This window comes from Brevibacterium luteolum (genome assembly GCF_013004595.1).
Lineage (GTDB): Bacteria > Actinomycetota > Actinomycetes > Actinomycetales > Brevibacteriaceae > Brevibacterium > Brevibacterium luteolum.
Genome location: NZ_JABEMC010000004.1, coordinates 163,756 through 177,381, shown reverse-complemented (window position 1 = coordinate 177,381; position 13,626 = coordinate 163,756). Strand labels below are relative to the sequence as shown.

The window sequence follows — 13,626 nt, the reverse complement described above, 5'->3', positions numbered from 1 at the left end:
GCGTGTCCGTTTCAGGCCACCTCCCAGTAAAGCTCAGGGGCACAGCAGGGTCAAGGAAAATCTCGCCAGCGAGCGCTTCGGGCCCGTCTCGCGCACAGTTCAGCTAATGAGACGGCAGGGCGTGCGATGTGGGCTTTCGAACGCTAGCGCGGCCAAGCCGATACTCTACTTGCAGGTAGATTTCCCAGCCCGCAGGCAGGAATTCCCCAGCCTGCGCGGAGACAGGAGGAAAAGGTGGATCCGGTACTGATCGGCCGATGGCAGTTCGGCATCACTACGGTGTACCACTTCTGGATGGTGCCGCTGACCCTCGGATTGGGTCTGCTGGTTGCGATCCTGCAGACCATGTATCACCGCACCGGCAACGAGATGTGGCTGCGTGCCACGAAGTTCTGGGGCAAGCTGTACCTCATCAACTTCATCATGGGTGTTGCCACCGGCATCGTCCAGGAGTTCCAGTTCGGCATGGCGTGGTCGGAGTACTCGCGCTTCGTCGGCGACGTCTTCGGGGCTCCGCTGGCGATGGAGGCGCTCATCGCCTTCTTCCTCGAATCGACATTTCTCGGTCTGTGGATCTTCGGCTGGGGCCGCCTCAACCGCAAGGTCCACCTCGGCGTGCTGTGGGCTGCTGTCATCGGCTCGTGGATTTCGGCCTACTTCATCATCGTGGCCAACTCCTGGATGCAGCACCCAGTCGGCGTTGAGATCATCGACGGACGACCGCAGATGGTCGATGTCGGCGCAGTGCTGATGAACAACACCGCCTGGGCTGCATATACCCACACCCTCGCCGGATCAGTTGCAGTCGGTGGCGCCTTCCTGCTCGGCATCGCCTGGTACCACCTGTGGCGCCGGCGGGTCGACGGCATCGACACCGTTGACGAGAAGACCGGCCGCGTCATCGTCGGCTCTGCTCCCGAGGTGCCTGGCCGCGACGAGAAGGACCACACCGTGTGGTACAAGTCCCTGCGCATCGGCGCCTGGGCTGCAGTCATTGCCTTCGTCTTCGTCGCCATCACCGGCGACATCCAGGCCAAGCTCATGTACGAACAGCAGCCGATGAAGATGGCGTCGGCAGAGGGCGCCTGCCACGACGGGAGCGAGTTCTCCGTGCTCACGATCGGCAACCTGGCGTCGAATCAGTGTGACGACGTCACCCCGGTCATCGAGGTCCCCGGACTGCTGTCCTTCCTGGCCAACGGCGACTTCAACACCGAGGTGCCCGGCGTCAACACCCTCATCCCTGAGTACCAGGAGAAATACGGCACGACGCTGCCGGAAGGTGAGATGTACGGCCCCTACTCCGGGCAGGAAGTCGATTACCAGCCGCTCATGATCGTCACCTACTGGGGCTTCCGCCTCATGATCGGCTTCGGCGTTCTCGGCGCAGCTGCGGCAGCCTACGCGCTGATCGTCACCCGCAAGGGCACCGTGCCGCGCTCGACGTTCCTCTCACGCCTGGCGCTGTGGGGAATCGCGGCACCGTTCATCGCGAACTCTGCCGGCTGGGTGTTCACCGAGATGGGCCGTCAGCCGTTCGTCGTCGCGCCGAACCCCGACCCGTCGGGAGTCGACGGGGTGTTCCTCTACACGGCGGCTGCGATCTCACCATCGGTCAGCGCAGCGGAGATGCTCTTCTCACTCATCGCGCTCACGCTCATCTACGGAGTGCTCATGGTCTTTGAGCTCAGGCTCATCATGGTTTACTCCCGCGGTGGCGTCGTCTCAGCCATGCCGGAGATCGACAAGGCCAACTACAAACCCACAGTCGACAAGAGTGACGACGACGTACTGTCGTTCGCGTACTAAGGGGAGAACATGGATCTTCTGCCGACAATCTGGTTCATTCTCATCGCCGTTCTCTGGCTCGGCTACCTGTTCCTCGAAGGATTCGACCTCGGCGTCGGGATGCTCCTCAAGGGCTTCTCCCGCGACGAGAAGGAGCGCCGCGTGCTGCTCAACACCATCGGGCCCGTCTGGGACGGCAACGAGGTGTGGCTGCTCACCGCTGGCGGAGCGACCTTCGCAGCTTTCCCCATGTGGTACGCATCGCTGTTCTCAGCGCTGTATCTGCCGCTGACGCTCGCGCTGCTGGCACTCATCCTGCGCGCTGTCGCCATCGAGTACCGCGGCAAGGTCCACACAGAGGCCTGGCGCAACGGCTGGACCTGGTGTCTGTCTGGCGGTTCCGCCCTCGCAGCTTTCTGCGTCGGTGCGATGCTGGCGCTGACCACCACCGGTCTGCCGCTCAACGAGAACGGTGACAACATCGGCGGTGCCTTCGCCTGGGTCAACATCTACGCCATCATCGGCGGACTCGGCGTCGTCGGGTTCTGCCTGCTGCACGGCCTGCTGTTCATCTCGCTCAAGACCGATGGAGAAGTCCGCTTCCGGGCACGCGCACTGGCCGCCAAGCTGGCCCCGGTGTTCCTGCTGCCGCTGGTCGCCTGGGTCATCATCGTCCAGGTCATGCACGGAGGACTCCTCGGCTGGGTCCTCATCGTCGTCGCCGCGGCAATGGCCGCCCTCATGTGGGTGCAGATCCGCCGCGGTTCCGAGAAGTCGGCCTTCTTCGCCCAGAGCCTCTTCCTCGCCGTCGGTGTCACCACCGTTTTCCTGGCGATCTACCCCAAGGTTCTGCCGTCGACGGTCGATGACAGCTTCTCGCTGACGGTCTCGAACGCCTCCTCCTCGGGATACACGCTCACCGTCATGCTCATCGTCGCGATCGTCTTCGTGCCGATCGTGCTGGCCTACCAGATCTGGAGCTACTCGGTCTTCGCCAAGCGTCTGAAGACCGAGCACATCCCGCCAGCCCACCAGGTGCCGGTCGCAATCCGCAGTCACCATCAGTGACCCGGACACAGCGCCGATCGCCTGTCGCCATAGCGCTCGCGGCCCCACAGGGCCGGCGGGCGCTATGGCTGCTCGGCCTCATCGCGGCAGCCCAAGCACTCGGCCTCATCCTCGTCGCTGACGGCATCGCCCGCGGCATCGTCGCAGCGATGGAAGGTCGGCCAATCACGATGGCCGCAGCGCTCGGCATCATCGGCGCCCTCATCCGCGGGCTGGCCACCTGGGCTTCGAAGACTGCCGGTGCGCGCGCTGCCGTGGGATTCAAGACCACGCTGCGCTCCCGCCTCGTTGACCGCAGCCTCGCCGGCTCGGGTCGAGACCTGCCGGCCTCAGACGGTGCCCTCGCGCTCACCGCGACCCGCACCCTCGATGATCTCGACGACTACTTCACCGGGGTGCTGCCCGCTCTGCTTGCAAGTGCGCTCATCCCCGGCCTCATCATCGTCCGGGTCCTCTTCACCGACTGGGTCAGCTCCCTCATCCTCATCCTGACCCTGCCGCTCGTGCCGATGTTCATGATCCTCATCGGCCGCTACACCGAGAACCGCGTCGCCGACGCCACGCGCGCCCTCGACCAGCTCTCGACCAACATCGTCGAACTCGCCCGCGGCCTGCCCGTCCTCGTCGGTCTCGGCCGGGTCACCGCCCAGACGGCTGCACTGCGGCGCATGAGCACCAGCTACCGCGCCACGACGATGCAGACCCTGCGCGTGGCCTTCATCAGCGCACTGGCATTGGAGCTCATCGCCACGATCTCCGTCGCGGTCGTCGCGGTCTTCATCGGCGTGCGCCTTGTCTACGGGCACATGGGCTTGGAAGCCGGGCTCTTCGCCCTCATCCTTGCCCCGGAGTGCTTCCTGCCGCTGCGCCGCCTGGGTGCTGCATTCCACTCGACTGAAAACGGTGTGGCCGCCTACGACCGTGTCACCGAGATGACCGATCACCCTGTCGCCGAGCGCATCGGACAGGAATCAGCATCTGAAATCTCGCAGACCGCCCCTGCCGGTGCACCGATTACCTTCGATGAGCTCAGCGTCTCCTACGCCTCCCGCCAGCAGCCGGTGCTGCCGCCGCTGACCGCCGAGGTGCCGAGCACCGGCCTCACCGCGGTCACCGGCACCTCAGGCTCGGGCAAGAGCACACTGCTCGGCGTGCTCGCAGGCTTAGTCCGCAGCACTGAGGCAGGGGAGTGCCGCATCACCGGCAGCCTGACCGGTGTCCCCGCCCGCGTGGCCTACGCCGGGCAGGGTCCGCGGATGTTCGAACCGACTGTCATCGAAGAGCTCTCGCTGTACGCCGGCCGGCAGCTCAGCGCCGAGGAGGCCGCCGAGATCTCAGCCGCGGCAGCTCTCGATGTCGACCCTGAGATGCCGTGCGCTGCGCTGAGCCCAGGGGAGCAGCGCCGACTGGCCATTGCCCGTGTGCGCGCCCAAGGCGACGCCGAACTCATCCTCGTCGACGAACCGACTGCCCATCTCGACGCAGCAGCGGCAGCCGCCGTCCGGCAGACCCTTCACCGACTCGCGCGCACTCGGCCGGTCATCGCCGCGACCCACGACTCGACCCTCGTCTCCGAAGCTGATGCACACATCCGCCTCACCCCTGCCTCGCGACCGGCTGTCACCGATCGGTCAGTCCCCGCGCCTTCTGCGGTCGACACCACGGCCGGTGATGCAGCCGCTCCGGCGAGCACCCGGGTGACGGCTCCAGCCGACGAGCAGACGGCTGTGGACGCAGTGCCGACGGGCACGCTGCTGCGTCGCCTGGCAGCGGCAGTCGACATGCGCTCGGTGAAGTTCTGGCTGGCAGTCTTCTACGGAGTCGCCGCAGTTGCCGCCGGCGCCGCACTCACCGGCGTGTCTGCCTGGCTCATCGTCCGCGCCTCGGCCCAGCCGCCGATCATGTACCTGCTCGTCGCGATCGTCGGCGTGCGATTCTTCGGACTGTCGCGCGCGGTGTTCACCTACCTGCAGCGACTGGCGCTGCACGATGCAGTGCTGCGCGCCCTCATCGACCTGCGCGAGCGGATGTGGACCGGTTTCGCCCGCACCGGCACCGCCAACCGCACCCTGCTGCGCGGCGATATCGCACTCACGCGATTCATCGCCGATGTCGACGACATCCGCGACATCGCACCCCGTGTCGTGCTGCCCCCAGTCGTCGCCCTCGGCGTGACGATCGCCGCTGTCGGAACCCTGGCTGTCATCGCCTGGGAAGCCGCACTCATCATGCTCGCCGGCGGCCTGCTGTGCCTGTGCGCCGCACCGTGGGTGACCCTGCGCGCCGACCGCACAGCCAGCAGCGCAACCCTGGCCGCCCGGCAGCGCGCTCTCGGTGTGCTCTCGCGCCTGCTCTATGCCCGCGAGGACCTCATCGCTGCAGGCCGCACCGAACCGGCAGCCGCACAGTTCGCGCACGCCGATACCTCGGCGGCGGCCTACGAATCAGCAGCGATCCGCGCCACGGGCCTCGGAGAGGGCATCATCACCGCAGTCGGCGTGCTCACCGGCATCATCATGATCCCGGTGCTCGCCGGACAGGTCGCAGCCGGTGAGCTCAGCGGCGAACTCCTCGCCGTCACCGTGCTGCTGCCGCTGGCACTCATCGACGCCTTCGCCGACTCGTTGACCGCGGTCCAGCAGTGGCCGGGGCTGGCCCGGATCCTTGCCCGCGTCGACGACCTCGACCCGGCAGGTGAAGAAGGCGGGCTCGCCACAGGTGTGAGGCCCGAGCAGATCACCCAGCTGACCCTGTCGGACGTCTCGGCGCGCTGGCCGGGCACCCAGTCCGACGTCTTCACCGGCCTGAACGCCGTGCTGCCCCGCGGCGGAGTGGCTGCTGTCACCGGGCCGTCAGGATCCGGTAAGACGACCCTGGTCAGCGTGCTGCTGCGCTTCCTCGACCCGCGCACCGGCCGCTACCAGCTCAACGACACCGACGCGCTGGCCTGCCTGCCGATGGACTTGGCCGGGCGGATCTCCTGGTGCCCGCAGGAGGCGCATGTCTTCGACTCGACGCTGCGCGCGAACCTGCTCATCGCCCGGCCGCGCGAGGACAAACCCAGCGATGCCGAGCTGCTCTCCGCGCTCGAACGCGTCGGGCTCGGCGAGCTCGCCGCAGACATCGGACTCGACGAGCGCATCGGTGCCGGCGGCGGGCATCTGTCCGGCGGTCAGCGGCAGCGCCTCGCCGTGGCGCGCACCCTGCTTGCCGACGCCGAGGTGGTGGTTCTCGATGAGCCGACCGCGCACCTCGACGAGGAGATGGCAGCCGCACTCATGGCCGACCTGCGCGGGGGACTGGCCGAGGAACTCGTCGTCCTCGTCACCCATGATCCGTCCCTCATCACCGAGACCGACGTCCCCGTCCAGCTGGCAGGCTGAACCCCTGCCCATCTCTGACACGGGCATGGCCGGCTGAACAGGAGATCTCCTGCTCAACCGGCTCTTCTCAGAAGGTCAGTCGCGCTTGGTTCCGAACATGATCTCGTCCCAGCTGGGAACCGAGGACCTGCCGTTCTTCTTCTTCGGCTCCTCACCGGCTGGCTCTGCGCTCTCACCGGCATCAGCCTCGATACCCGAGGTGGACGCGCCGCTCTGCGGTTCGGCTGCGGCCGTGCTTCCCGTTTGTGGAGCGTCCGGCTGCGAGGTCATGATCGGCTGCGTCGAATTGCGGCCATCGCTGACACCGGGCTCATCGAGAAGCGAGGGCTGATCATCGAAGATGTCGAATGTCGACTGTGCGGCACTAGCCGGTGCAGCATTCGACTGGCCGCTGCTGGGCTGCTCGGCCGGCAGCGGAAGACGGCCGGCATCATCGGCCTCGTCTGGGGCGCTGAGCGCGGTATGTGCACCATCGGGCCGGGCGGCCGGCGCATCGGCAACGGCGTGCAGGCGACCACGGCTCTGCTGCTGGGGAGCCGGCTGCACCGGTGCGTCGGCAGCAGCGTCGACCGGATCGACGCCGGGAGCTGACTCACCGGTGCGCGGACCTTGCGAACCGAGCACGCCGTTCTCAGCACTGCGGCTGCGACGGCGGCGGAGGCTCTCAAGAATGCGGCCGGTCTCGGCCTGGTGGTCGCGTAGCGGCGTCGCATCCGAGCCGGAGGAGTCCTGGTGCTCGGCGTTGTAGGCACGTTCGCTGCCGGAACCGTAGTTCGGAATCGGCCCCGAATCCGTCGGACCGGAATCAGCCAGCCAACGGGCCTCATCGTCGAGCGGGATCATCGATCCACGTGAGTACTCCCAGCCGGCGCGGCGCCGGCGATCGGCGGCGATGAAGGACAGCTCGACGTACCAGCTGCCGGAATTCTGCTTCCAGGCATCCCAGGACATCGTCTCGATATCGACATCACGCAGCTTCAGGCGCTCTTCGCACAGGCGGACGAGCGGGGAGGGCGAATCATCGGGGGAGCTGTCCGGGTAGACGAGGGTTTCACGAGCCTGCCGGGAGATGTGCCCGCGCTCAGCGAGCACCGGATGCTCGTAGCGGCGGATGTGCTCCAGGGACTCCCCGGTGGTATCAGCGACCTCCTCGGCCGTCATGCCCGAGCGGATCATCGCCTGGATGTCTCGCGGACGGACGTGCTGGCCGTGACGCTGCTGCTTCTGCGCAGCCGAATCGAGCCGGTGGGCGCGGATGGCGGCGTAGAGGCTTTCGTCGATCGGGAGGAGATAGTCATTGCCGGCGGCGTCGCTCAGCTGCAGGTGCTCGCCGTCGCTGTGCACACCGCGAAACGTCAGCTCCGTCATTGCCTCACCTTCCACATAATCCGGTTGAACCCGATCGTGTCACACCGTCAACGGCAAACCGCGCAGATATTCGGGCGAGTCGTGAGACAGACGCTCCCACCAGCCTGACCGCCGTGGCGAGGGACAGCCGAGGTCCTAGAATGGAGCCCGTGACCACTTCGAATCTCAAACCCTTTGACGCAGTCGTGCTCATGTCCTTCGGCGGGCCGGAACGCCCCGAAGACGTGCTGCCGTTCCTCCAGAACGTCACACGCGGGCGCGGCATCCCAGACGAACGCCTCACCGAAGTCGGCGAGCACTACTACTCCTTCGGCGGCCGTTCACCGATCAACGAACAGAACCGAGTGCTCAAGTCTGCGCTCGAAGATGCCTTCGCCGCACGCGGAATCGACGCCCCAGTGCTGTGGGGCAACCGCAATTGGGACCCATTCCTGGCCGATGTGCTGCGTGAGCGCGCAGCAGAAGGAGCACGCACGTTCCTCGCCATCGACACCTCGGCGTACTCCTCCTACTCCTCGTGCCGCCAGTACCGCGAAGACTTCGCCGGCGTGACGGCTCAGCTTGCTGACGACGGCATCGATGTCGAGATCGACAAGATCCGCCAGTACTACAACCACCCGGGATTCGCCCAAGCCGAACTCGATGCAGTGCGCGCTGCCCTGACTGACTTCCGCGCACAGGTCGGAGAGATCGACCCCGCCAAGCACCGACTGCTCTACGTCACACACTCGATCCCGAACGCCATGCAGTCGGCATCCGAGGTCCGGACCGCCGGCTACCAGGGCCAGCACCAGCAGCTCATCGACTGGATCGCCGACCAGCTCGGCGGCGAGCTGACGCTCGACGCTGAACTCGTCTACTGCTCCCGCTCCGGCCCGCCGCATGTGCCGTGGCTCGAACCAGACGTCAACGACCGGATGGCAGAGCTGAAGGACGAGGGCGTAGAAGGCGTCATCCTCGTGCCGATCGGATTCGTCTCCGATCATATGGAGGTCAAGTTCGACCTCGACACCGAGGCCAAGCAGACTGCTGGCGAACTCGGGATGGCCTTCACCCGGGCCGCCACCGTCGGCACGCATGAGGCCTTCGTCTCCGGACTCGTCGATCTCGTCGAAGAGCGGGCCGCCCAGCGCCGCGGTGAGAACGTCGAGGCGCCGGCGGTCACTCCGGAGGGCCCGCTGGTGCCCGGCAGCGGCGCGTGCTCGATCGAATGCTGCCGGGGTATGCGGGACAAGCCCGTTCTCCCGCAGTGGGAATCCGCCGCAGGCTGACGTCTCCTCCCTGCTGCACACTCATGCCCTCACCTGCTGACAGGTGAGGGCATGAGCGTTCAGCGGTGCGAGCGCGGCGCCTGACTCGGCAGAGAACGGGTCTCAGCGCTGGAGCCGAGCTCCGATGCTGGTCAGGGATGAACGGCGGCTCGGGGAGGGGGACTCAGCTGTCGTTCGGATCCTCGACGATCGGGATCTGTCCGGTCTCGGTGGCCAGGACGCGCTTCATTGCACCGGTGTCGACATCATTGGCATCGGCCAGGTCGACGATTCCTTCGAGCTGCCCGACGAGAGATTCGACGAGATGCTCATTGTCTTCACGGCGTGCCTGCGCGAGCTGCTCCTGCAGTTCGCTGACGCGCTTATCAAGCTCATTCTCGAATTCGCTCATGCCGTTTCCTTCTCGTTTCGACATCGGTGGATAAGGTCTCAGCTTACCCATCGTCTTCCCTTTTGTGCCGCACACCGGCATCGTCTGAGGATCGATGTGGTGAATCACAAGTGTCTTTGCTGGCTTCCTGTTGCGAAATGACCCGATGGCGGGCACAATTCCATGAGATACAAAACGGTGTCACGACATAGGCATGAGTGGTACTCTATGGCGACCGTCCACTCCAATTCACATATCAGCGGAGAGTGATCAGGCCAGATGGCGACAGACTACGACGCACCTCGTAAGCAGGAAGACGAACTCAGCAGTGACTCCCTTGAAGAGCTGAAGGCTCAGCGAAATCAGCAGCAGGCCAGCCAGGTCGATGAAGACGAGGCGGTTGCAGCAGAAGGGTTCGAACTCCCGGGTGCCGATCTGTCCAACGAGGAGCTGTCGGTGCGCGTTCTGCCGAAGCAGAACGACGAGTTCACCTGCATGGAGTGCTTCCTTGTGCGGCATCACTCGCAGCTGGCCACCGATGAAGGCGGCGTGCCGATCTGCACCGACTGTGCCGGCTGAGCAGCGAGCGAGCTGAGAACAGACGATAGGAGCACCGGAATCCTGCGGGATTGCCGGTGCTCTTTCGCATTCAGTCGCTGCAGTGGCGCTGCATCAGCGCTGGGAGTTCAGTGCAGCAGCAAGCGCCTGCGGATCCTTCGATGAGACCAGCCAGTATGGCGTCGGGTCTTCTGGGTCGTTGATGATGACCTTGACCAGCAGCGGCTCCCACGGCCGGAGCATGAGGAAGGCAAGCGCATCGAGCAGCGGCCCGCGCTCGGCGAACGACTGCGCCTTGTCACAGGGCTGAGCCTCAGCGATGAAGCTGCGCTCGATATGCGCCGGACCGGCGATGAACTCCGTGTCGCTGACGATGATGACAGCCGACGCCGACCGCAGCCACCCGGCCACGAGTGCGAAGACGACGATGGGAACCACCATCGCACCCCAGCTCCAGACGGGGAAGACGATCGCTGCAGTCATCGCGGACAGAAACGCAGCAACGAACCACCAGCCGAAGGTCGGCCAGAGCCGTTCACGGTAGCGCACAGTGTTCGAGGAATCAGTCGTGGCGGGCATGCTTCAAGTATCCCACAGACCAGCGACCGGCAGCAGTCAGGGCAGGTCGGGCAGAACCGGACGCCGCGAGACGGTGGCACTGGCTCGGGTACCGGGCTAAAGTGCGTCAATGTGGCATATGAAGAACTGCGGATAGAGATCAGACAGCTCGACCCGGACATCGCCCTGCCCTCCTACGGACACCGCGGCGACGCCGGGGCTGACCTGTGCGCAACCGAGGACGTCGTGCTCGAACCGGGCCAGCGGCGCGCAGTGGGCACCGGCATCGCGATCGCCCTGCCAGAGGGCTATGCCGGATTCGTGCACCCGCGCTCCGGCCTGTCCACCAAGCACGGGATCACCGTCGTCAACAGCCCCGGCACCATCGACGCCGGGTACCGCGGAGAGATCAAGGTGCCGCTCATCAACGTCGACCCGCACGCCGCCTACACGATCCGCCGCGGCGACCGCATCGCCCAGCTCATCATCCAGCGGGTCATCCACGCCGACTTCTGCCTCGTCGACAGCCTGGAGGACTCCGAGCGCAGCGACCGCGGCTTCGGATCCACCGGAGGCTTCACCGCCGGCGAGCACGATCCGCGGCACTGACCATCCGTCAGAGGACTACACCGACGACCATCCGCTGAGGAAGGAACCATGGGACTGTTCGACATTTTCTCCAAGAAGAAGCGCAGCGACGACACCGACGAGGAACTCGACACCACCGCTGAGACCGTCACCGACGACGACGTCGCAGACGACGAGCCCACCGTCGCCGACAGCTCTGACGACAGCGACGAGCCGGAAGGCCCCTTCGCCGCAGCCGAAGCAGCCGAGGATGACGACGACGAAGACGAGGAGTTCGCCAAGGCCGCTCCGCTCGACCGCGATGAGAAGGGCCCCTTCGACTCGGAAGAGGAGTTCCCCGACGTCCACCGCATCGACCTCGGCGCCCTCCAGGTGCCGGTGCGCGACGGCATGCAGATGCGCCTGGACGCTGAGGAGAAGACCAACAAGATCGTCGCCGTGACGATCCAGCACAGCGGCGGCGCCCTGCAGCTGCAGGTCTTCGCCGCACCCACCTCCGAAGGCGTGTGGAACTCCGTGCGCGGCCAGATCGAGGACAACATCAGCCAGCGCGGCGGGCAGACCGATGAGCTCTACACCGAACTCGGCCGTGAGCTGCTCACCCGCATCCCGGCCACCGCACCCGATGGCCGCAAGGGACTGCGCATCGCCCGGTTCGCCGGCGTCGACGGACCGCGCTGGTTCATCCGCGGCGTGTTCTCCGGCAAGGCGATCGACGATGAGGAGGTGCGTGCACTGTTCGTCGAGCAGTTCCGCAACATCGTCGTCCACCGCGGCACCGAGCCGATGCCGCCGCGCGAGCTGCTGCCGCTGACCGCACCGCAGATGCAGAAGGCCGAAGACTCAGCCGAGGAAGCCGAGAAGAAGGACGACATCAATCCCTTCGAACGCGGCCCCGAGATCACGGAAGTCCGCTGACCTCCCACGCCCATGCTGCTCACGCGCTTCCTCGAACGATTCGGCTCAACGGACTCGACTGACGCCGAGGACGTCCACCGCCGGCTGTCCCAACTGGAGGGCACGACCCCGATCGCTGAGATCACCGCGCGCCGTGAGGTGACCGTCGGCGGGGTCGTCGTCGCACTCACCCGGTCTGTGCCGCAGTCCAGCCCGCGCCTGGACATCAGCGTCTCCGACGGCACCGGGATCGTCCATGCCCGCTTCCTGGGCATGCGCGACATCCCCGGCATCACCGCCGGACGCACCCTGCTGCTGACCGGCTGCTTCACCCTCAGCGACTCGACGGTGCTGACAGCGCTCAATCCGCGCTACGAGCTCATCGACACTCAGTCGGACTGATCCTCAGCCGTCTCGCGCTCATCGGTGTGGCCGTCATCGGTGCGCAGCAGATTCTGCAGACGGTCGTGCTGATCCGGTGAGGTGATGAAGAACAGCTCATCGCCGTCATCGACGACATCGTCAAACGACGGGGCGAAGGCCTTCTCATTGCGCACGATCGCCACCAGTGCGGTGTCCGGCGGCCAGGAGATCGCCCCGATCCGCTTGCCGACCGCCGCCGACTTCTCGTGCACGGTGAACTCCATGAGCGTGGCCTGCCCGCGCTCGAAGCTCATGAGGTGGACGAGGCCGCCGACCTCGACGGCCTCCTCAACGAGTGCGGTCATGAGCCGCGGGGTCGATACGGCGACATCGACGCCCCAGTTCGAGTCGAACAGCCACTCATTGCGCGGGTTGTTCACCCGCCCGATCGTGCGCGGGACCCCGAACTCCATCTTCGCGATCAGGCTGAGCACGAGATTCGTCTTGTCATCACCGGTGGCCGCGACGACGACATCAGTCTCCTCCAGCCCGGCCTCTGCCAGGCCGTTGAGCTCGCAGGCATCGGTGAGCAGCCACGAGGCACCGGGCACCTTGTCGTGGCGCACGGCGTCCTTGTTCTTGTCGACGAGCAGCACGTCATGACCGTTGTCGAGCAGCTCCCGGGCGACCGAACGGCCGACTGAGCCGGCTCCGGCGATGAGGATCTTCACTCTTCTTCCTCCTCGGTGATCGGCTCGTCGAGAATCTGCGTGACACGGTCGAGGACTGCGTGCTCGCACATGATGTGCACAAGGTCCCCGTCCTGGATGAGGGTCTCCGGACGCGCCAGCATCCCCTCACCCAGCCGCGTGATGTAGGCGACTCGACCAGGGATCGCCTCCTCCACCTCGGCGACGGGGCGGGCGATCCAGTCCGGGTGCAGGTGCACCTCGGCGAGCACCATCCGGCCCGAGGGGTCGCGGAACTCCGCGGCCGCGCCCTGCGGAATGAGCTTGCGCATCATCCGGTCGGCCGTCCAGCGCACCGTGGCCACCGTCGGGATCCCGAGGCGCTCGAACACCTGGGCGCGCAGCGGATCGTAGATCCGGGCGGCGACATTGCGCACCCCGAAGGTCTCACGCGCCACCCGCGCGGCGAGGATGTTGGAGTTGTCGCCGCTGGAGACCGCCGCGAAGGCGTAGGCCTCGCCGGTGCGGGCACGCTCGAGCGTGTCGCGGTCGAAGCCGAGGCCGGTGATCGTCGAACCGGAGAAGTCGCGGCCGAGCGCGCGGAAGGAATCGGGGTCGCGGTCGACGACGGCGACGGTGTGGCCGCTGGCGTCGAGGGCGCGCGCGAGCGAGGCGCCGACGCGTCCGCATCCCATGACGACGAAGTGCATCCCTGACCTCTTCCT

General features: G+C 66.2%; 13 protein-coding genes. 8 read left to right on the top strand and 5 right to left on the bottom strand.

Features of this window, described 5'->3' with window-relative positions; all coding sequences use genetic code 11:
- Positions 1–234 precede the first annotated feature (234 nt).
- From HLA91_RS08255 to cydD, 3 genes are read left to right on the top strand one after another with little or no spacing between them, the layout of a single operon-like run.
- Entirely contained in the window at positions 235–1,809 is a 1,575-nt protein-coding gene (locus HLA91_RS08255; RefSeq protein WP_170274282.1) for a cytochrome ubiquinol oxidase subunit I, read from the top strand.
- Between the two features lie 9 nt (positions 1,810–1,818).
- Positions 1,819–2,856, top strand: coding sequence for a cytochrome d ubiquinol oxidase subunit II (gene cydB, locus HLA91_RS08250; protein WP_170274281.1), 1,038 nt, complete (start codon positions 1,819–1,821; stop codon positions 2,854–2,856).
- Positions 2,853–6,239: a thiol reductant ABC exporter subunit CydD gene (gene cydD, locus HLA91_RS08245; protein WP_170274280.1), complete on the top strand. Its 3,387-nt coding sequence runs from the start codon at positions 2,853–2,855 to the stop codon at positions 6,237–6,239. The genes cydB and cydD overlap by 4 nt, the downstream gene beginning before the upstream one ends.
- 75 nt (positions 6,240–6,314) lie before the next feature.
- Here cydD and sepH read toward each other — a convergent pair whose 3' ends face one another.
- Positions 6,315–7,607, bottom strand: a complete 1,293-nt coding sequence (gene sepH / locus HLA91_RS08240; protein WP_102160508.1) for a septation protein SepH — start codon at positions 7,605–7,607, stop codon at positions 6,315–6,317.
- Positions 7,608–7,747: 140 nt separating this feature from the next.
- Here sepH and HLA91_RS08235 point away from each other — a divergent pair, with 140 nt between their 5' ends.
- Complete coding sequence (locus HLA91_RS08235) at positions 7,748–8,878, top strand: ferrochelatase (protein ID WP_212754162.1); 1,131 nt, start codon at positions 7,748–7,750, stop codon at positions 8,876–8,878.
- A gap of 163 nt (positions 8,879–9,041) precedes the next feature.
- Here the strand turns inward: HLA91_RS08235 and HLA91_RS08230 are convergent, their stop codons facing one another.
- Positions 9,042–9,269, bottom strand: coding sequence for a hypothetical protein (locus tag HLA91_RS08230; RefSeq protein WP_170274278.1), 228 nt, complete (start codon positions 9,267–9,269; stop codon positions 9,042–9,044).
- A gap of 258 nt (positions 9,270–9,527) precedes the next feature.
- On the opposite strand from HLA91_RS08230, the gene HLA91_RS08225 reads away from it, so the two are divergent.
- Positions 9,528–9,827, top strand: a complete 300-nt coding sequence (locus tag HLA91_RS08225; protein ID WP_102160502.1) for a DUF4193 domain-containing protein — start codon at positions 9,528–9,530, stop codon at positions 9,825–9,827.
- 93 nt (positions 9,828–9,920) lie between these two features.
- Here the strand turns inward: HLA91_RS08225 and HLA91_RS08220 are convergent, their stop codons facing one another.
- Positions 9,921–10,385, bottom strand: coding sequence for a DUF3093 domain-containing protein (locus HLA91_RS08220; RefSeq protein WP_170274277.1), 465 nt, complete (start codon positions 10,383–10,385; stop codon positions 9,921–9,923).
- Positions 10,386–10,496: 111 nt separating this feature from the next.
- On the opposite strand from HLA91_RS08220, the gene dut reads away from it, so the two are divergent.
- The 3 genes from dut to HLA91_RS08205 are packed head-to-tail and all read left to right on the top strand — an operon-like array spanning position 10,497 to position 12,251.
- Positions 10,497–10,973: a dUTP diphosphatase gene (gene dut / locus HLA91_RS08215; protein WP_170274276.1), complete on the top strand. Its 477-nt coding sequence runs from the start codon at positions 10,497–10,499 to the stop codon at positions 10,971–10,973.
- Positions 10,974–11,021: 48 nt separating this feature from the next.
- Positions 11,022–11,870, top strand: a complete 849-nt coding sequence (locus HLA91_RS08210) for a DUF3710 domain-containing protein (RefSeq protein WP_102160496.1) — start codon at positions 11,022–11,024, stop codon at positions 11,868–11,870.
- Between the two features lie 12 nt (positions 11,871–11,882).
- Positions 11,883–12,251: an OB-fold nucleic acid binding domain-containing protein gene (locus tag HLA91_RS08205; protein WP_170274275.1), complete on the top strand. Its 369-nt coding sequence runs from the start codon at positions 11,883–11,885 to the stop codon at positions 12,249–12,251.
- Here the strand turns inward: HLA91_RS08205 and HLA91_RS08200 are convergent.
- Positions 12,239–12,943, bottom strand: coding sequence for an NAD-binding protein (locus tag HLA91_RS08200; protein WP_170274274.1), 705 nt, complete (start codon positions 12,941–12,943; stop codon positions 12,239–12,241). The genes HLA91_RS08205 and HLA91_RS08200 overlap by 13 nt on opposite strands.
- Positions 12,940–13,611, bottom strand: coding sequence for a potassium channel family protein (locus HLA91_RS08195; protein WP_170274273.1), 672 nt, complete (start codon positions 13,609–13,611; stop codon positions 12,940–12,942). Before HLA91_RS08195 ends, HLA91_RS08200 begins: the two co-directional genes overlap by 4 nt.
- Positions 13,612–13,626 lie beyond the last annotated feature (15 nt).

Excerpts from the sequence above, each read along its gene's own strand:
- HLA91_RS08235 (WP_212754162.1), top strand. The coding sequence starts at position 7,748 with ATGGAGCCCGTGACCACTTCGAATCTCAAACCCTTTGACGCAGTCGTG.
- HLA91_RS08220 (WP_170274277.1), bottom strand. The coding sequence starts at position 10,385 with ATGCCCGCCACGACTGATTCCTCGAACACTGTGCGCTACCGTGAACGG.
- HLA91_RS08205 (WP_170274275.1), top strand. The coding sequence starts at position 11,883 with ATGCTGCTCACGCGCTTCCTCGAACGATTCGGCTCAACGGACTCGACT.
- cydB (WP_170274281.1), top strand. The coding sequence starts at position 1,819 with ATGGATCTTCTGCCGACAATCTGGTTCATTCTCATCGCCGTTCTCTGG.
- sepH (WP_102160508.1), bottom strand. The coding sequence starts at position 7,607 with ATGACGGAGCTGACGTTTCGCGGTGTGCACAGCGACGGCGAGCACCTG.
- HLA91_RS08230 (WP_170274278.1), bottom strand. The coding sequence starts at position 9,269 with ATGAGCGAATTCGAGAATGAGCTTGATAAGCGCGTCAGCGAACTGCAG.
- HLA91_RS08210 (WP_102160496.1), top strand. The coding sequence starts at position 11,022 with ATGGGACTGTTCGACATTTTCTCCAAGAAGAAGCGCAGCGACGACACC.
- HLA91_RS08225 (WP_102160502.1), top strand. The coding sequence starts at position 9,528 with ATGGCGACAGACTACGACGCACCTCGTAAGCAGGAAGACGAACTCAGC.
- HLA91_RS08195 (WP_170274273.1), bottom strand. The coding sequence starts at position 13,611 with ATGCACTTCGTCGTCATGGGATGCGGACGCGTCGGCGCCTCGCTCGCG.